15 protein-coding genes and 1 other RNA gene are annotated in these 18,551 nt (G+C 53.6%); 11 read left to right on the forward strand and 5 right to left on the reverse strand.

Translation table 11 applies throughout. The features are described from left to right. Positions 1 to 151: 151 nt before the first annotated feature. The 6 genes from ACIGG6_RS08720 (at position 152) to ACIGG6_RS08745 (ending at position 6,612) form a co-directional block, all read left to right on the forward strand. A complete protein-coding gene (locus ACIGG6_RS08720; RefSeq protein ID WP_399843952.1) occupies positions 152 to 832 on the forward strand; it encodes an SOS response-associated peptidase in 681 nt (226 codons plus the stop codon). Positions 833 to 1,079: 247 nt separating this feature from the next. Continuing rightward, entirely contained in the window at positions 1,080 to 2,375 is a 1,296-nt protein-coding gene (locus ACIGG6_RS08725) for a tyrosine-type recombinase/integrase (protein WP_399843954.1), read from the forward strand. Between the two features lie 127 nt (positions 2,376 to 2,502). Continuing rightward, complete coding sequence (locus ACIGG6_RS08730; RefSeq protein WP_399843956.1) at positions 2,503 to 3,264, forward strand: hypothetical protein; 762 nt, start codon at positions 2,503 to 2,505, stop codon at positions 3,262 to 3,264. A 93-nt stretch (positions 3,265 to 3,357) separates the two neighbouring features. Beyond that, a complete protein-coding gene (locus tag ACIGG6_RS08735; RefSeq protein ID WP_399843958.1) occupies positions 3,358 to 3,549 on the forward strand; it encodes a helix-turn-helix transcriptional regulator in 192 nt (63 codons plus the stop codon). Then, positions 3,546 to 3,815: a hypothetical protein gene (locus tag ACIGG6_RS08740; protein ID WP_399843959.1), complete on the forward strand. Its 270-nt coding sequence runs from the start codon at positions 3,546 to 3,548 to the stop codon at positions 3,813 to 3,815. Before ACIGG6_RS08735 ends, ACIGG6_RS08740 begins: the two co-directional genes overlap by 4 nt. After that, a complete protein-coding gene (locus tag ACIGG6_RS08745; protein WP_399843960.1) occupies positions 3,808 to 6,612 on the forward strand; it encodes a hypothetical protein in 2,805 nt (934 codons plus the stop codon). Before ACIGG6_RS08740 ends, ACIGG6_RS08745 begins: the two co-directional genes overlap by 8 nt. 410 nt (positions 6,613 to 7,022) lie before the next feature. On the opposite strand, the gene ACIGG6_RS08750 is transcribed toward ACIGG6_RS08745, so the two are convergent. The 3 genes from ACIGG6_RS08750 to smpB all read right to left on the reverse strand — a co-directional run bounded on the left by ACIGG6_RS08750 (position 7,023) and on the right by smpB (position 11,945). After that, complete coding sequence (locus ACIGG6_RS08750) at positions 7,023 to 10,208, reverse strand: Eco57I restriction-modification methylase domain-containing protein (RefSeq protein ID WP_399843961.1); 3,186 nt, start codon at positions 10,206 to 10,208, stop codon at positions 7,023 to 7,025. Positions 10,209 to 11,029: 821 nt separating this feature from the next. Continuing rightward, positions 11,030 to 11,409: a transfer-messenger RNA gene (ssrA, locus tag ACIGG6_RS08755) on the reverse strand. A gap of 44 nt (positions 11,410 to 11,453) precedes the next feature. Further along, positions 11,454 to 11,945 carry an SsrA-binding protein SmpB gene (gene smpB, locus ACIGG6_RS08760; protein ID WP_062360527.1) on the reverse strand — a complete coding sequence of 164 codons (492 nt, stop codon included), beginning with the start codon at positions 11,943 to 11,945 and terminating at the stop codon, positions 11,454 to 11,456. 127 nt (positions 11,946 to 12,072) lie between these two features. Here smpB and ACIGG6_RS08765 point away from each other — a divergent pair, with 127 nt between their 5' ends. Further along, positions 12,073 to 12,507, forward strand: coding sequence for a type II toxin-antitoxin system RatA family toxin (locus ACIGG6_RS08765; protein ID WP_083023377.1), 435 nt, complete (start codon positions 12,073 to 12,075; stop codon positions 12,505 to 12,507). Then, complete coding sequence (locus tag ACIGG6_RS08770) at positions 12,497 to 12,808, forward strand: RnfH family protein (protein WP_399843962.1); 312 nt, start codon at positions 12,497 to 12,499, stop codon at positions 12,806 to 12,808. The genes ACIGG6_RS08765 and ACIGG6_RS08770 overlap by 11 nt, the downstream gene beginning before the upstream one ends. Positions 12,809 to 12,816: 8 nt before the next feature. Here ACIGG6_RS08770 and bamE read toward each other — a convergent pair whose 3' ends face one another. Beyond that, on the reverse strand, positions 12,817 to 13,281 hold the full coding sequence (gene bamE, locus ACIGG6_RS08775; protein ID WP_399843964.1) for an outer membrane protein assembly factor BamE: 465 nt from the start codon (positions 13,279 to 13,281) through the stop codon (positions 12,817 to 12,819). 72 nt (positions 13,282 to 13,353) lie between these two features. Here bamE and fur point away from each other — a divergent pair, with 72 nt between their 5' ends. Further along, the gene (gene fur, locus ACIGG6_RS08780; protein ID WP_016915905.1) at positions 13,354 to 13,806 is read left to right on the forward strand and encodes a ferric iron uptake transcriptional regulator; all 453 of its coding nucleotides are present in this window, start codon (positions 13,354 to 13,356) and stop codon (positions 13,804 to 13,806) included. 123 nt (positions 13,807 to 13,929) lie between these two features. On the opposite strand, the gene recN is transcribed toward fur, so the two are convergent. Continuing rightward, positions 13,930 to 15,603, reverse strand: coding sequence for a DNA repair protein RecN (recN, locus tag ACIGG6_RS08785; RefSeq protein ID WP_399843966.1), 1,674 nt, complete (start codon positions 15,601 to 15,603; stop codon positions 13,930 to 13,932). Between the two features lie 199 nt (positions 15,604 to 15,802). Between recN and grpE the strand changes: the two genes are divergently transcribed. Both grpE and dnaK read left to right on the forward strand, forming a co-directional pair. Beyond that, the gene (gene grpE / locus ACIGG6_RS08790) at positions 15,803 to 16,432 is read left to right on the forward strand and encodes a nucleotide exchange factor GrpE (protein WP_399843968.1); all 630 of its coding nucleotides are present in this window, start codon (positions 15,803 to 15,805) and stop codon (positions 16,430 to 16,432) included. Between the two features lie 152 nt (positions 16,433 to 16,584). Next, positions 16,585 to 18,516 carry a molecular chaperone DnaK gene (dnaK, locus tag ACIGG6_RS08795; protein WP_253501965.1) on the forward strand — a complete coding sequence of 644 codons (1,932 nt, stop codon included), beginning with the start codon at positions 16,585 to 16,587 and terminating at the stop codon, positions 18,514 to 18,516. The last annotated feature ends 35 nt before the right edge of the window (positions 18,517 to 18,551 follow it).

Below are 18,551 nucleotides of genomic sequence, written 5' to 3' on the forward strand. Positions count from 1 at the left end.
ATATCCTTATTGATCCACTCAGCCATTTGCCAAGCGTAAGCCTCTAACATTAGCTGGCTTCATGAGAGCTGCACAGCCCCCCAAGAAGGCCTTTATGTATGCACGTAGTGCAAAAAGCGCTGAACTGGCGCACAAGGGCGGCTGCGAAGTAATGATTATTGGCTATGCTTCCCTTATGTGTGGACGATTCGCATTATTCACCCCGTTAGAACGGCTGGCCAGAAAGGTTGGTGCTTCTGTGCCGGAACAAAAGGTGGTATTTCGCTACAACGTGGCTCCCGGCACGTGGATTACTGCCGTGCGTCAGGCTTCAGAGAACGAACCGCCGGTGATTGACCAAATGTGGTGGGGGTATCGCCCGAGGTGGGCCAAAAGCACGGGGAATCAGCCGATCAATGCGCGTGTAGAAACCGTGGCCACTAATGCTTATTTTAAGTCAGCTTTCGCTAGGCATCGGTGTTTGATACCCGCAGATGGCTGGTATGAATGGATTAAAGACACCAAGCCCAAACAGCCACATTACCTCTGCCGTAAAGACCGAAAACCACTATTCTTCGCCGGCATTTTTGCGGAGCGTGAGGATGGCAGCCTAGGCTGTGCAATCATCACTGAACCAGCCCGAGGCAGCGCTACAGACGTACATGACCGCATGCCGCTGATCCTCGACGATGCTAGCCTTGAACACTGGTTAGCGCCTGATCTTACAGACCGGGAGACTATTCGCAGCATGGTCCACCATTTGGATGCGGATCTGATTGAGCACTGGCCTGTAAGCACCTTGGTCAACAAGCCCGTGGAAGGGCAAGGCGAAGAGCTCATAAACCCTGCCTAAACAGGCCGTTTTCAGACGGCAGGCACAAAAAAAGCACCCGTAGGTGCTTGATTTGTAGGGGTGTCTGGTGGAGGCGGCGTCCACCTGTATGCTGTATCATGCCATACCATTCTGAAGTCATAACCCATTGAAGGCATTGTATTTATTGCTTTTTGCTATCTTGCCCCGTATCGCCTAATATCACCCTATGCTATTTTTTATGGCTAATAGGTTGGCTAATGGGATGGCGTATAGGGGGGAAGGGGTAATGCCAAAGGTAGCGAAAGAGTTAAGCGCGGCTGAAGTGAGGCGGATAGACCGGCCCGGTTTCCACCCCGTTGGTGGTGTCCCCGGCCTGCTGTTACAAGTTAGCCCCGGTGGTGGGCGTTCGTGGGTATTGCGAGTGATGGTAGGCCAGCGCCGCCGTGGCTTTGGTCTGGGGAGCTTCCCCGCCGTTTCCCTTGGTGACGCCCGCAACAAGGCCCGAGAATTACGCGAAAAGCTGGCGCAAGGTATCGACCCGGTAGCAGAGCGCCAAGCCGCCCGCGCCGCCCATATTGCCGCCCAAGCCAAGCGCCTGACGTTTCGGGAAGCGGCTGAACAGTATCACGCTACCAAAGAAAAAGAGTTCCGAAACGCCAAGCACCGTAAAGACTGGATTAGCTCGCTAAAGCGTTACGCCTTTATTCATATCGGGGAATTGCCCGTTGGTGATGTGGAATTGCCCCACGTCCTGAAAGCACTAGAGCCAATATGGGAAAAGAAAACCGAAACCGCGACCCGTGTTCGCCAGCGTATTGAGAGCGTGCTGGCGTGGGCTACTGTGCGTGGCTATCGCAATGGTGATAACCCGGCCCGCTGGCAAGGCAACCTTGATGCAGTGCTGGCTAAGCCCGCCAAAGTAGGAAAAGGCAAGCGACACTTCCCAGCCTTGCCGTGGCAGCGTGTCCCCGAGTTCCTGCAAGACTTACGCACCCGTGAAGGCATGGGCGCTAGGGCGCTGGAGTTTGCCATTCTGACCGCCGCCCGGTCTGGTGAGATACGTGGCGCTACCTGGGATGAAATCGACCTGAGCGCCAAGGTATGGACTATCCCCGCTGACCGCATGAAGGCAGGCAAGCCCCACCGCATACCGCTATCACCCGCCGCCGTTACCCTGTTGGAGTCGCTGCCCCGTATGCAAGGCCAGTCATTGATATTCCCGGCGGTACGTGGTGGCAAAATCAGCGACGTAACCATATTAGCCACCGTAAAGCGGATGAACGCCACCAAAGAGAAGGAAGGCGGCGAACAATACACGGATCCCACCGATGGCCGCCCTGTGGTGCCCCACGGTTTCCGTAGTGCGTTTAAGGATTGGGCGCGCAACCGTTCAAACTATCCCGATGAGGTAAGCGAATTGGCGCTTGCCCACGTCAACAGCGACGCCACCCGCGCCGCCTATGCCCGTGATGAATTGCTGCCCCAGCGTACCAAGCTGATGAAGGCATGGGCTGACTATTGCGCAGAACCGGCCAAAGCCAGCGCCAGTGTCACGTCGATTCGCCAAAGAGCTGAGTTATGAATCCGTAGGACTTATTTGTTGGGATTATGCGTTTCAGACTGATGTTCCATACAGTTGTAGCCTCTTATGGCATATTAACTGTCGAGTAGGGGATGTTGACGATTAATTTTCTAGCCAAGGTGTAAACGTGAGTCTGTATAAAACTCTTTTGAAGCGTAGTCAGTGGCATACAGTGGATATGGCTGCTCAGCTTTTGAGTATTGAGCTAGGTGAGGCGGTATCTGTCGAGCAAGTGGCTGAATGTGCTAAATCGGGTGATTTTCCAATCTTTGTAGATATTTCTATGCCGGCATGGCCCCTAGTTGAGGAGGGTGTTTTAGCCGATTTTTACTGCATTTTTCCTGCGCAGCAACACCCTGCTCCACCTTCACCTATTCTTGGGATGAGAGTAAATGTATACGATACAGAGTGTACCCTCAGTGGGAAGTACCAGCTTCCTCAGTCTGTTGCTTTTTCGGAAGTGTCTGAATGGTATGTGAAAGATTTAGATAGTGGCGAGGCTTTTGTTCCGGCGCACCAGTATGTCAGCACGCCGAGTGGAAAGAGCTTTCCTGAAAGACCGGCAAGGCCAGCGCCAAAAGATTGGCTTTTCAAAAGAGAGGACTTGGAAAGTTTCGTATCAGAACTTCGCTCTGAAGCGGGGGAAGGAGAGAAGCAAAAACGTTCAAGTGATGAGGTGAAGGCTCTGGAAGCGCTTGGGCTTCTCACAGAAGTGATTGCCTATACTGGTACAGATAAGCATAAATATCAGTGGGGGGAGAAGCCGAATTGCACTCAGATTGCCAAGGCTATGGAAACTCAGGCTGGCAATGTTTCAGGCATGGGTGAGGAAAAGCTTAAACGGTTGTTGGGTGATGCATTAGATGCCTATGAAAAAAAATTCAGGTGATTGCCTAATACATTTTACATAACTGTATTTACACCAAAATGCTCGAATGAAGCTTCACGATTCACCTCGTACCCACACGATACGAGGTGAAGCATGACCCCCTACACTTATTTGACCGTTCGCCAAGCCGCCGCCCGCCTAGCGGTATCAGTCCCCACCGTATGGCGTTGGGCGCGTGAACGCCCTGACTTCCCGAAACCACACCGCCTTGGCCCTAACTGTACCCGCTGGCGCTTAGCAGACCTCGAAGCTTGGGAGGAGCAACGCGGGGAGGTAGTGCCATGAGTCCGCGTTTAATTCGATTGGCTATCGCATTAGCTAAAGGCCCCATAACCCGTGAACAGGCTGACCGGATAGCGCCAGCCAGTAATGGCCCTCACTTCATTGGGGAGTTGCGCCGCAAGCTGGAAATCGACCTGAATTGTGACCGCGTACCGTTCACGACAAAAGACGGGGAACCGTCATGGCATGGCCGCTATACGCCCACCCGAGAGGAACGCGCCAAGCTGATGGCGTTTGTGATTGAGCAGGGAGGCAATCTTGATGACTAGCGCAGAAAATAGCCCCGCTGTGGCTGCAACCACTGGCGAGGCTCAAGGTATTACTTCACCCGAAAAGAATAGCACCGTTACCGCCGCCCTGACCATTATCACGTCAACGAAACCGGCACGGTTAACCAAGTGCTACCGGCTGGCTGATGATGGTGAGTTGCTGAAGGATCCCGGCGGGGATATGTCACAAGGTAGCGCCACCGTTTACAGCGTGGATAGTCTGGCGACCTTTGCCCGCTTGTTGCAATCACTCAAGACCAACCAAGCACTGGCCTATGGCCGCCCTGAGCGGTTGAATACCGGGCTGGTATCTAAGCGCCGCTGGCTGGAAGCGGGCCGCCCTGATGATCCTATCCCCCGTAGCAAAGAGCATTTTTCTTGGCCTGCTGGCGCTGGCGTCATGATGGCCGATTATGACCCCGGCGATAGTGCTAACACGCTTTCCCGTGATGACCTGCTGGCTTGCCTTCATGAAGCCGTGCCTGCATTGGCTGACGTTGCCGCGCTGTGGTGGCCTTCATCGTCTAGCCATATCGTGAACACGGAAACCGGCGACGATTTAACCGGCCTGCGTGGCCAAAGGCTGTATTGGCTGGCGCTGGATGCCCGTGATATTGAGCGGGCCGGTAAGGCGCTGCAAACCTACCTTTGGGCCGCTGGCCATGGCTGGGTAGACGTGGGCGCGGCTGGTCAACGGCTGAAGCGTACCTTGCTAGATGCCAGCGTTTGGCAAGCTAACCGCCTGGATTTTGCCGCCGGTGCTGAATGTATCCTACCGCTTGCACAACAGCGAGGCGAGCCGGTGTCCGTTGGTGGTGGTGTGGCTGTGCTGGATACCCAAGCGGTAATTCCCGACCCGGATCCCAGCACCTTGGCTGCTGCTGAAAAGAACAGGGTAGCAGCCATGCTTGCCGCTAAGTCTGAGGCCGATATGGTGCAGGCTGACTATATCGAAACCCGCGCCAGCGAAATGGCAGGCAGTGACGCCAGCGCCGAAACCCTAGAGCAGAGCCGGGAAACCATGAGCCGCGCCCTGAGTCATGCTGTTTTGGCCGGGGACTTTCCCATCATGCTGGTGGCTGACAATGGCAGCCAGCAAGCGCTAACCGTGGGGGATGTGCTAGATAATCCCGACCGTTACCACAACAGCCTGACGCTTGACCCCATCGAACCGAAATACCAAGGCGGTAAGACGGTGGGCAAGCTGTACCTGATGGGTGCCCGCCCGCGTCTGTATTCGTTTGCACACGGTGGCAAAGCGTACAAGCTGAGCAGGCCACCCGCGCGCGTGGAGCTAGTTAAAGGGCGTACCGTGGAAGCAGTGGAGCAGGTGCTTGGCATTATGCGCCGCGCCCCTGATGTGTTCGACTTTGGTGGGCCGCTGGTGAACGCTACCGATGGCCGCGTTTACCCACTGGATGAACACGCGCTAAAGCACTGGCTAGGCGGTGCTACGCAATTTTGGCGCTGGCATAAGCTGAATAACGGGGATCACGCGGAAGTGCTAGAGGATCCCCCAGTAAGCGTGGCAAAGGCCCTGCTATCCCTTGGGGAGCGCCGCCAACTCAAAAGCCTTAGCGCGATTATCACCGCGCCTACCTTGCGCCTTGATGGCTCGCTGCTGAACCGTCCCGGCTTTGATGAAGCTACCGGCCTGCTACTGGAAGCGGAAGGCGACGAAATCCACCCGGTGCCCATGCACCCGACCGGGGAGCAAGTTGAAACAGCGCTAGAACGCCTGATGCTGCCGTTTGCCGACTTCCCGCTAGTAGGCTCCGTGGATAAGGGCGTTTTGCTTGCTGCGCTGCTGACAGCCGCCGTCCGCCCCGTTCTACCCACCGCGCCAGCCGTTGGCTTTGATGCACCCACCCAAGGCAGCGGTAAGACCCTGCTAGCCAAGTGCGTGGCTGTGCTGGCGCTGGGAGAGGTGCCCACGATATGGCCGCATACCCATGCCCGCGATGATGAAGAAATCCGCAAGCGTATTATGACCATACTGATGACCGGTGCCCGTGCTGTTATCTGGGATAACGTCATTGGCGTATTTGATAGCGCCGCCCTGGCTGGCGCTTTGACTTCCCAGCATTACAGCGACCGCATACTAGGCAGAACTGGCCATGCCAACGTGCCTAATAAGGCGCTGTGGCTGCTGACAGGTAACAACCTGACATTGGCCGGGGATTTACCGCGCCGCGTTCTCAAGTGCCGGATTGACCCGGAAACGGATAGAGCCTTTGCCCGTCAATTCGACTTGAATCCCGAAGCCTACTGCCAGCACTACCGCCAACGCATTATAGCCGATGCCCTAACCGTTATTCGTGGCTGGCTGGCATCTAGTGATGCGCCAGCACCGGGGAAGATGGCTAGCTTTGAAGAATGGGACTTGATGGTAAGGCAGCCGGTGGCATGGGTAGCCCGTCATTTTGACCTGCTGGGAGAGTATGCCGACCCGATGGAAGCGGTAGACGCTGCCCAAGCGGCTGACCCCGAGCAGGAACAGTTAGACGCGCTGCTGTGCTCGCTGGCTGATGTGTTTGGTAGCGACCCCTTCACCGCTAAGGAGGTGAAGAGTATCCATGACAGCTATCACGACCCCCAGCTAAAAGACTTCCACTACCCTGAAGAAAAGCAGGCATTGGCGGAAACTATAAGCGAGTTCAAGACAGCAAGGCAGCTAACGACCCGCGCCGTGGGGAACGTGCTCAAGTTCCGGGCTGACCGCGTGGTCAACGGTAAGCGCTTGCGCCGCCGTAATGGTCGGGGAGGCATTGCCGCGTGGGTAATTGAGAACGTCTGACATCCGCTGACTGATATGGTTGCTTTGGTTGGTCTGGTGAGTCTGTTTTCTACCGTCATGAAATAGGCATATCAGAATCTTTATAGATACCCATAGCGAAACAGGGAAAATCTAACCAACCAGAGCAACCAAACCCACCAAACTTACAAACCTGATAATGATAAATTTTATCGCTAATTTTGAACTGTAAATCGTCAGCTACTCGAAAATTTGGAAACTCTTAAAATTAGCGAAAGCACCTGTAATAGGGGCTTTCGGCGTTTTTATTCTAATTGGCTTTCTTAAAAAGTAGGGACATACCCCCGGGGGGCGAGAAAAGAGATGGAACCGGGAGTTAGTTGGGTGTGGCACCGTAGCATTGGCCACACCCCCTCTTTTTTATAAGCTAGGAAAAATTGCTTTTCCAGAGCCTAAATTGAAGCTTCAAGTAATGCAATTTCGTCGATTGTGAGCTCGAAGAGGTCATATACAAGACTATTTATCTGGGATTCAACTTGAGCAATCTCAGATGTAAGGCGGGAAATATCAGCCTTGTTGCGATTGATCCAGTCTTCCCATTCAGTTCTTTCAGAAAGAGGAATGTCACTCTTGAAGACTTTCTTTACCTCAGCCCGGAAGGCCGCGAAGTCGGGTAGAGTCCACCATTCATGAAGTTTAGTGTTCATTTTTGGCTCACGACCTATAGGACATAGGTCAGGTATTCTTCGCGTTAGTTCTATTTGTCGTTCAAGGCGTCTCTCTGCTAGCTCCTGTGCCTGCTGCGCAAACTTGCAAAGTTTTTTTTCTTTTACATTAGATATCTCTGGGATAGGCAGAATTTCTACAAACTGGTTTTTCATCCTAAAATAGCCACCACGAAATACCGTAGTTGCTCCTGTAAAGAAAAACCATGCCACATTAGAATTAAGTAGTGCTAGAAGAGCTAAGTCGTCGCTGGGAATCAGAAAGGTGGTTGCTTCTTGGTAGTAGCCTTTTTTTTCCAATGAAAATGGTCCGCGATTGCAAACTTCTATGTACGCTATCTTGCGAGCTTCAAAAGCAGGGATATACGCTTCTTGGGCTTGCTGTAGCTCGAACCATTCCTGCTTAGTAGCACGTGACTCTAGTCTCTCCTTAAACGGCAAAAGCCAATCTCGGATTGCTGGGTAGTCGTCAATTTTTACTCGTTTTTTAGGTATGTAAATTATCCAGTTACCTTTTGGCTCGGTTCTCCAACGGGATAGTTCATTGCCTTTAAGAATCGGCCTAAGTAATTCGGCTGACCTTGAGTCTTGAGTGCAGAGCCGTTCCTTAGTTTGAGTATCGATGATAAAAGCATCGTTCAGACCCGTCTTGATGCCGTAAAGAGGAGAGCCATAACATTCTTTGAGTGTCTTCTTATCAGCCTTGATTTTTTCTCGAAGAGAGCGAAGCGCTGGATTTTCCAATTCCCAAGAGCCAGATCCAAGCGCATCTTGCGGATAAAGACCCGCTGCTGCTTCCCACGTGGCATGAAAGTTGTTTTCGGGTAATCGGTCTACCTTCCAAAAACGCAGCTCATGTCCCTCCGGCAGAGGGCTGCTCTTCATAGTCAATATGGCCGGGTAAGTAGTCACACCTTTAAAAATCTGAAGGTCGCCAAAATCTACAATAGTTTCAATTGTTGCTTCTTTACGCAGGTAGTTGCGCAGTGGTTTTCCAGATCCAGTTTTAAAAAAAGTATTTGAAGAGATGTAGCCCATCCGTCCACCTGGTTTTAGGAGGCGAAGGCCCTGCTCATAAAAGTAGCAATAGAGGTCTGCTCTATCCGAAGATACTCTATATCGGGCTTCTAGGTACGGCTTAAGTGTCTTAAGTAACTCCATTCGAACGTACGGTGGGTTTCCAAGAACGATATCAAAACCACCTTCTGAAAATACCTTTGGAAAGGCATTGGCCCAAGTGAACCCATGTTCGAGGTAAGCAAAATTGCTATCTTCAATTAGGCTATCGCCCACGCGTATATTTCCATCAAGGCTATCGAGTACCTTGCCTTGCCTCGCTGTTTTTATCCAGAGTGAAAGCTTGGTAATCTCCACGCTTTCGGCATTTACGTCCACACCGAAAAGATTGTTCGTGAGAATTTCGCTATCAGGATCAAAAAGATCCTCTGTGTACCCATCTTTTCCTTCTAAGCTATTGATTTTATTGTTTACTCTCGTCAATTCTGACTTTAGGAAGTCGAAAGACATAATTAAGAAAACGCCAGAACCGCATGCGGGATCGACGATACGCAATGTTTTTAAAAACTCACGATAAGCCTGCCATGCTTCAAGCTCCGCTGTTTTTCGGCGCCAAGGTATTTTGGCGTAATCAGAAAGCGTTGCACCCTTCTTAGCGTATTCTTGAATAATGCTTTTGAAGGTTTCTTCAAAGTGTGTACCGAGTGTTTCCTCCACTATGAAACGAGCGATATAATCAGGCGTATAAATTACTCCATCACGCTTTCTCCGCCCGCTGGTACCTGAGCCTCTCACAGGCTCTTCCGCTTCACCTCGTGCTACGGCTTTGAGGCGTTCGACATCTGTGATGGACTGCTCAAAGATGTGGCCCAATACAGTGACTGAGACCTCTGAAGCGAAGTCATAATCACCGAGGATGTTGAACCCTTCGCAAACAGTGTTGGGCAGAGACAGGTTATCGATAACTTCGTCCGGACGAAACAATCCGCCATTGTAGCGCGGGATTTTCAACTCTTTATTGCCTAAGTTGATTGCATCGAAGAGTCCCTTAAAATTATCCCAAACTGGGCTGGGGTTATACAGGTTGTGGCTCTTAAACGCATTTGACAGGGTTTCACGAGGAAGAAGGCCTGTATCCTCCGCGAATGCTATAAAAAGCACGCGGTCTAATATTTTCTGAGCTATGGCAATAGCTTCCAGCGGGGCAATATTTTCTTCTGCTACGTTTACTGCTGCGATTAACTTCTGCCTAAGATCTTTGTAGTCTTGGTAGAGCTTTTCGGTGATGTCTTTGTCTTCGCGTTGGCTTTCTTTTAGAAGTTCAAGTGTGCGGCCTGATAGTAGGTTCTCCGCAGACAATAACAGCATGAATCGAGCGTATTCCTGGGGATCTGTGAGCTCATCGAGTTGAAATATCTCATAATCAGAGGTGCCTTCCCCAAACCCGTACAGTCGTAGCTCAATATAGTTTGAGACAAGCACCCATTTTACCCCCCTTGCATTCACAGCGTACTCCCATGCCTGTTGTACTGGACTCTTATTCCGGCCCGGCATGATTGCATCAAGGTTGCGTGTATCGGCGCCTTTCAATTCAAAGGGAGCCAGAATATCTGGGGTAGTGCCTCCGAAGTGGCCAAGAGCTAGGTCAACACTTCCTCGTAATATTCCTTGTTCAGACGAAACGGTGTATTCCGCGCTTTGTCCAGGGCCGTGGTATCCAAGCACTCCCTCCACAATTTGGGAAGTAAATTGGCCATGTAGGGAGGTTTCTTTGATACGTCGAATTCGTTTGGAGAGAATTAAGTCTTTCCATCCCTCAAGCGCTTCCAGGTGGCTAGCAGGTATGGTGGCTGGTGAAAGGTGGCGCTGAAGGGTCTTTCGGTTAAATAGGTTCATATATTAGTAATTTTCATTCGTTTGTGTGTGTCCCATAGCCCTTATATACAGCTCTGAGCTCCATCGAGTGTTAGAACCTTTCTCGCAATACACGAGAAACAGGCTCTACGAACTATGCTTGATAGCGTGCAAAAATGATGCGAAGAACGGTATTTATGCCCAACATAACATAGACCGAAATATGATAATCGAAATTAGGGGGAGCTATTTTGCTACTGCTCATCATGCAGCTTGTGTCCGCATGGAAACTCCACCATACACCCCTTAACATTATTACAATGTCATGAATTTTGAGTCCCGCCGAGCTGTTTGGTGACCTAGCTTGGACACTGGGAATTTCTTCAGAACGTGGCCATGGAGAACATCCGACATTGGAGTGTGGGAGACAAGCAGATGCGATGCTGTTAGCACGCTATGGGTCTTGCTGGAGAAGTCCAAATAGAGCTGCATGGTGGTTACAAAAAGCCTTAAAGGTGTAGGCCGGAGAAGGACTTTCCGATGTTGCTTGAGAGTTGTCCTGCATAGCAGCTAGGGGGGGGGCATGAAACTAGGCGGAACCGGGAAGTAGGGACATTTTTTCTAACCGTTCGGTTTACGGTTATTGCTGGAACCTTTCGGCGCCAGCAGAAATGTAAGCGGTGTCACCAGCTTGAAAACAAAAAAAGCGGACAAAGTGTGTTCGTGTCGTGGGCGTGACGTGGAATGTTAAGCTCACCTGCTTACAGGATAGAATAGGTGCAAACTATCACCTCAGGGGATGGCTAATAGGATGGCTAATAAACAAAAAAAGCACCCGTAGGTGCTTGATTTGTAGGGGTGTCTGGTGGAGGCGGCGGGAATTGAACCCGCGTCCGCCAGCACGCGCCCATTGGCTCTACATGCTTAGATTCCGTCATTTGCTTTAGCGCGACTGACTCCGACGGTCAGGATTCAGCCACGCGAGCCTTCTAAAGTTTAACGGTTGACGAGAAGACACCGCCAACCGCGGTCCTATCAGCTTTAGCTCATATCCCCGCAGTGATGAATAGGCACATCACCTTGGGGCCAGACAAGAAGCTAGCAGGGTTTAAGCTGCCAGCGCGCCTTGAGCGTAGTTTTCGTCGTTTGCGACTATTTTTCGTGATGTGGTATTTACGAGATACATCACGCTCTCGGCATGCACCGCAGGGTTTGTCACCGGCGTCGAAACCATGTCGCCCCCTTAGTCAGAGCCGCATTCTAACGTGCTCATCGCTAATTGACCAGTTATGCCTTGTTATGTTCCCGCATAATTCGACCTTTTTGGCGATTCCAGTCGCGGTCCTTCTCAGTGGCCCGCTTATCATGGATTTTCTTACCGGTCACCAGCGCCAGCTCGCACTTCACCTTGTTGCGCTTCCAGTAGAGCTTGAGCGGTACACAAGTGTGGCCCTTGTCCTGGGTGACCGAAAAGATTTTGGCGATCTCTTTACGGTGAAGCAGCAGTTTACGAGTTCGCGTGGGGTCAGCAATTTCATGGGTGCTGGCCGTGTTCAGCGGCATGATATGGCTGCCCAGCAGGAACGCTTCGCCGTTGCGAATTAAAATGTAGGTGTCGGTGAGCTGCGCTTTACCAGCACGCAGGCTTTTCACTTCCCAGCCAGCCAGCGCTAAACCCGCTTCGAAGGTTTCGTCGATATGGTACTCAAACCGTGCCTTCTTGTTCTGGGCAATGACACTGCTGCCGGGGCCCTTACTGTTACCTTTCTTAGTGGCCATGGAACCTCATCGTTGATCTGTCAGTAGCATCCCCCTTCGTTATGTGGGGAGGCGTGATACCATTCAAGGTCTGAAAAAATGTTTCCCATGATACGCTTTGGGCACTGTGAAGTCAGCGGAGAGGTCAATGCCAACCGTTAATCGTACCGCCTTGGTGCGGCACACCCCCCAACAAATGTTCGATTTGGTCAATGACTTCGAACGCTACCCCGAGTTCCTACCGGGGTGCCGACGTGCGCGTTTGCTTGAGCACGACGCCGACCATCTCATTGGTGAGATGACCTTAGGGCGCGCCGGGGTGGAGCAAACCATCACCACTCGTAACGACCTGTTTGCCCCCGAACGCATCGAGCTGTCGCTGGTAAAAGGGCCGTTTAAGCAGTTGAAAGGGCGATGGCTGTTTACGCCCATGGGCGAAGATGCCTGCAAGGTGAGCTTGGAAATGGAGTTTGTGTTTGCCAACCGGCTACTCAGCATGGCGTTTGGAAAGCTGTTCCAGCAAATTGCTGGGCAGCTGGTAGATGCTTTTACCAAGCGCGCCGACGAGATGTATGGCCGATAACCTGCTGAAGGTAGAGGTCGCCTTTGCTCTACCGCACAAACAGCGCATCGTCGCACTCGCGGTAACGGAAGGCACTACCGCACGGCAAGCGGTCGAGATGGCCGATTTACCCAGCCTGTTCCAAGAAGTGCCCAGCGACATTTTTGCACAGGCGCCGCTGGGTATTTTTGGCAAGGCCATTCGCCACCCGGAAAAAGAGCCGCTGCGCGAGGGCGACCGTGTGGAGGTGTATCGCCCGCTGCAGATCGACCCGAAGGCGGCCCGCCTAGAGCGGGCCAAGCGTCAGGCCAAAGAGCAGTAGCCTGGCGCTTACTCGCCAGTGATGGTCGGCTGCGGCTCGGGGGCGGTTTCCGGCGTGGGCGTTCGCTGGCTGGGCAGTGCATCTAGCGGGTCGGCACCTTCAACGGCTGGCCCCATACCGCGGTCTGTGCTCACCGGCAGGTCGCGGGATAGGTCTCCCTCCTGCTCAATGTTGACCAGTCGGCTCGCGTCATCAAACGTGAGCGTGACGCGGCGCTGCTCAACACCTTCATAGGCTTTATCGATGCGGTAGACGTAGTCCCATTCGCGGGAGTCGAAGGGCGCTTCCAGCAGTGGGCGGCCCATTACGTAGGCCACCTGTTCTTGAGTCATGCCCGGCTGGAGCTGGCTGACCATCTCCTGGGTGATCAGGTTGCCCTGGGGGATGTCGCGCTTATAAACGCCGACATAGCTACAGCCACTGACAACGGTCAGGGCGACGGAAAGGGTAATGATACGAGTCAATTTTTGCATTTGAGCCTGTTCTTCACTATCGTGGTTTCGGTCGATGATACCCGACCTAACCTGTTACTGCGAAGAGCAACCATGGCCGATCAGAACCATGAACTACGCAAAGCCGGGCTGAAAGTGACCCTGCCGCGCGTCAAGATCCTGCAGATTCTCGAAAATGCTTCGGGTCAACACCACCTTAGCGCAGAAGAAGTGTATAAAACACTGATTGATGCGGGCGAGGATGTTGGCCTGGCAACTGTCTACCGCGTGCTGACTCAGTTTGAATCAGCGGGCCTTGTGATTCGTCACAACTTTGACGGTGGCCATGCAGTATTCGAGATGACCCAAGAAGACCACCACGACCATATGGTGTGTCTGGAAAGCGGTGAGATCATCGAATTTGTCGATGACATCATCGAGCGTCGCCAGCAAGAGATCGCCGAAGAGCACGGCTACGAGCTAGTGGACCATGCTCTGGTGCTGTACGTACGCCCTCGCGGGTCTGACGTTACACGCCAGGATAGCGGCCCAACGAATCGCAAATAGTGAATCGTTAAAGCGAATAGCCGCGTAAAAAACGCCCCCAGGGTGCCAGCGAATACTCACTGGCGCTCTGGGGGCGTTTTGTATTCAACGGGGGCTTGGGGTAGGGCGCGCCCGTTTGGTGGATCAGTGAGGCAGGCGCTGGCTGGCGTGGAGCATTTCCCGCGCGTGGGCCAGCGTTTGGTCGGAAAGCGTTACGCCCCCCAGCATTCGCGCCAGTTCGCTGATACGGCCGCGCTCGTCCAGTAGCGCCATATGGGTCAGCGTGGTGTCTCGCTTGGCGTGTTTTTCAATATGTAAGTGCTGGTGCGCCTGGGCGGCCACTTGGGGTAGGTGGGTCACGGTCATTACCTGGCCGTTTTCTCCCAGTTTGCGTAGCAACTGGCCAACAATTTCTGCCGTTGCCCCTGAGATGCCCACGTCGACCTCATCAAACACTAGGCTTGGAATCGTCGAATGCGAAGCTGCCACTACTTGAATGGCCAAGCTGATGCGCGACAGCTCACCGCCAGAGGCAACTTTCGTTAGTGGTCGTGCGGGCTGGCCAGGGTTGGCGCTGATCAGAAACTGAACACGGTCTAACCCTTCCGGTGAGGGCGTTTCGCGTGGGGTAACGTCCACTTCAAAACGCGCTTTGCCCATGGCCAAGAAGGCTAGCTGTTGCTGCACCTCTTTGCCTAGATGTACGGTGGCCTTTTGGCGTGCTTCGGTGAGCTGTTTGGCTTCGCTGCGGTAACGCTCGCGGTACTCGGCCACTTGGCTGCTGAGGGCTTCTAAATCATCGTCGCTGGCTTCCAACTGTGCCACTTCCTGTTTGAGCTGGGCGTGCAGCGCGCAAATCTCCTCTGGGGCGACGTGGTGCTTGCGGGCAATGCGGTGTACATCGCCCATGCGCTCTTCCACCCACGCCAAGCGCTCAGGATCTAATTCAGTGGTGCTGGCTAAGCGGTGCAGCTCGCTGGCGGCCTCTTCTACCTGAATGCGGGCGTCGCTGAGCATGGTGAGCGTATTGGCAAGCGTGCCTTTATCGCTGCCGGGTAGGGCGCTGAGGTGGGCGTAGGCCTGGTTGAGTAGCGACAGCGCACCGCCTTCATCGCTTTCACAGCAGTCGGCGGCAAACTGGGTTTCGCGCAGTGTTTCTTCGGCGTGGGCCAGGGTGTGCTGCTCCTCTTCTAACGTTTGCAGCTCGCCTTCGGCAAGGCCCAACTGATCCAACTCCTCGACTTGGTAGCGCAGCAGCTGGCGCTTGGCTTCTACTTCGCTGCCCTCTTCGCTGAGCTTTTTCAGCCGCCGCCGAACGTTGCGCCATTCACGGAATGTTTCAGCAAGCTGTTGGCTGCGTTCGCGTAAACCGGCGTAGTCATCCAGCAGCGCCAAATGCGTTTCTTCGCGCATTAAGGCTTGGTGGGCATGCTGGCCATGAATTTGAATCAGCTGCTCACCCAGGGATTTTAAATCCGCGATAGTCACTGGATGGCCGTTAATCCATGCTTTGGAGCGCCCGTTGGCGGTCACCACTCGGCGCAGCAGGCACTCGTCGGCGGGCAGTTCGCGGGCCACCAGCCATTCGGTAGCGGCGGGCAGGTGCTGGATATCGAAACGGGCGGAGAGGTCGGTGCGCTCACAGCCATGGCGCACGCTACTAGCATCGGCGCGCTCACCCAGGCAGAGGCCCAAGGCACCCAGCAAAATGGATTTACCCGCCCCAGTTTCGCCCGTAATGGCGGTCATGCCACGGGTTAGGTCGAGTTCAAGGCGGTCAACGATAGCGTAGTCTTGGATCGCTAGCTGCGTAAGCATAAGGCCTCCTGAGGCGGTGCGGCACAGAAGCTGGATACTTATCCAATAATTGTTGTTTTATACAGTAGTCGATAACTCACTTCAATGCCCCTCTTGAGATGGCTTTTATGGCCCCCATATAGGCTGCATACGTGGTTAATACCCGCTACTTAACTCAGGTGGCCGCCACCGGCACCGCTACTTATTTCAGGAGCAAGGCATGGCAAAAGAACCGCAAACCCCGTTGGAAGATGAGCTGGCACGCCAAGAGCAGGAAGCAGAAGTGACGGATCAGTCTGCAGAAGAGCGTTTGGTAGAAGGCGAACTGGAAGGACTGATTGACGATGATGCCCCGCTAGAAGGCAGTATCGGTAGCCCCGAAGCCGATGTGCTAGCCGCCCAGGTAGAAGAGCTGGAGCAGAGCCTAGCGGAAGCCAAAGACCAAGCGCTGCGCGCGGCCGCTGAAGCTCAAAACGTACGCCGCCGGGCTGAGCAAGAAGCCGAGAAAGCGCGCAAGTTTGCCCTTGAGAAATTCGTCAAAGAGCTGCTGCCTGTGGTGGATAGCTTGGAGAAAGCCCTGGAAAGCATGCAAGGCGATGCCGCCGAGGTGCACCTTGAAGGTGTCTCCATGACGTTAAAAATGCAGCTAGACGTGCTGAGCAAGTTTGGCGTCGAGAGCATTGAGCCCCACGGCGAGCCCTTCGACCCGCAGGTACACGAAGCCATGGCGATGGTGCCGAACCCAGAGCTAGATCCCAATACCGTGATGGAAGTAATGCAGAAAGGCTATCTACTGAACGGACGCCTCGTGCGCCCGGCCATGGTGGTCGTCAGTCAAAAAGCGAATTAAGCCGCGTTGACGCAACGCAGTAAAAAAAGCCCTTGAAATGCTGCAAGCGGCCCCCAAATAAAGGGCAACCCGCGGGAAAACCCGCAGACGCCAAGTAAGTAACAGCGGCGTAAAACATCAGTTTTGTTTCAACCGAATTCGAGGTTTTTGCTATGGGACGCATTATTGGTATCGACCTGGGCACCACTAACTCTTGTGTGGCCGTGCTCGATGGTGACAGCGCTAAAGTCATTGAAAACGCCGAAGGCGGTCGTACCACGCCTTCCATCATTGCTTACACCGACGATGGTGAAACCCTGGTAGGCCAGGCCGCCAAGCGCCAAGCCGTTACCAACCCGGAAAACACCCTTTACGCCATCAAGCGTTTGATTGGTCGTCGCTTCAAAGACGACGTTGTACAAAAAGACATCAAAATGGTGCCGTATAAAATCGCTGAAGCTGATAACGGCGATGCGTGGGTAGAAGTAAAAGGCAAAAAAATGGCACCGCCGCAGGTGAGCGCGGAAGTGCTGAAGAAAATGAAGAAAACCGCCGAAGACTACCTCGGCGAGCCGGTCACTGAAGCGGTCATCACTGTTCCGGCTTACTTCAACGATAGCCAGCGTCAGGCCACTAAAGATGCGGGCCGTATTGCCGGTCTAGACGTTAAGCGCATCATCAATGAGCCGACTGCTGCCGCGCTTGCCTATGGTATGGACAAGACCCGTGGTGATAAAACCATCGCGGTTTACGACCTGGGTGGCGGTACTTTCGATATCTCAATCATTGAAATTGCCGACGTTGATGGCGAGACCCAGTTTGAAGTGTTGGCTACTAACGGCGACACCTTCCTGGGCGGTGAAGATTTTGACTTGGCGCTGATCAACTACCTGGTTGACCAGTTCAAATCTGACAGCGGCATCGACCTGTCTGGCGACAACCTAGCCATGCAGCGTCTGAAAGAAGCCGCCGAGAAAGCCAAAATCGAGCTTTCTAGCGCGCAGCAGACCGATGTGAACCTGCCCTACATCACTGCCGACAACACTGGCCCGAAACACCTCAACGTGAAGGTGACCCGTGCCAAGCTGGAGTCGCTGGTAGAAGAGCTGGTTCAGCGTTCGCTTGAGCCGTGCAAAATGGCGCTGAAAGATGCAGGCCTGTCCGCTTCTGAAATCGACGAAGTGATCCTGGTCGGCGGTCAGACCCGCATGCCGATGGTTCAGAAGAAAGCGGCTGACTTCTTCGGCAAAGAAGCACGTAAAGACGTGAACCCGGATGAAGCGGTTGCCGTGGGCGCTGCGATTCAAGGCGGTGTATTGGGTGGCGACGTAAAAGACGTTCTGCTGCTTGACGTTACCCCGCTGACCCTGGGTATCGAAACCCTGGGTGGCGTGATGACGCCGCTGATCGACAAGAACACCACCATCCCGACCAAGAAGACGCAAACCTTCTCGACCGCGGATGATAACCAGACGGCCGTGACCATTCACGTCGTACAGGGTGAGCGTAAGCAAGTGTCGCAGAACAAGTCGCTGGGTCGTTTCGACCTCGCCGACATTCCGCCGGCACCGCGCGGTGTACCGCAGATCGAAGTTGCTTTCGACCTGGACGCCAACGGTATCCTAAACGTGTCTGCTAAAGACAAGGCGACTGGCAAAGAGCAGTCCATCGTCATCAAAGCGTCCAGCGGCCTCTCCGATGAAGAGATCGAGCAAATGGTACGTGATGCCGAAGCCCACGCGGACGAAGACAAAAAGTTCGAAGCGCTGGTGCAGCTGCGTAACCAAGCGGATGGCATGATTCACGCCACTCGCAAGACCGTTCAAGAAGCGGGCGACAAGGCGACCGATGACGAGAAACAGGCCATCGAAACCGCCATCGCCGAGCTGGAAGAAGCGGTGAAAACCGATGACCAGGATAACATCCAGAAGAAGCTGGATGCGCTGACCGAAGTTTCCGGCCAGCTGGCGCAGAAGATGTACGCCGAGCAGGCAGAAGCGGCCCAGGCGGGTGGTGAAGGCGCTGAAGAAGCCAACACCAAGCAGGACGATGACGTGGTTGACGCCGAGTACGAAGAAGTCAACGACGACAAGAAGAAGCAGTAACCCACCTCTTTCTGCCAAGGAAAGTGGTGACGCGG

Source organism: Vreelandella lionensis (assembly GCF_044543515.1).
Taxonomy (GTDB): domain Bacteria; phylum Pseudomonadota; class Gammaproteobacteria; order Pseudomonadales; family Halomonadaceae; genus Vreelandella; species Vreelandella lionensis.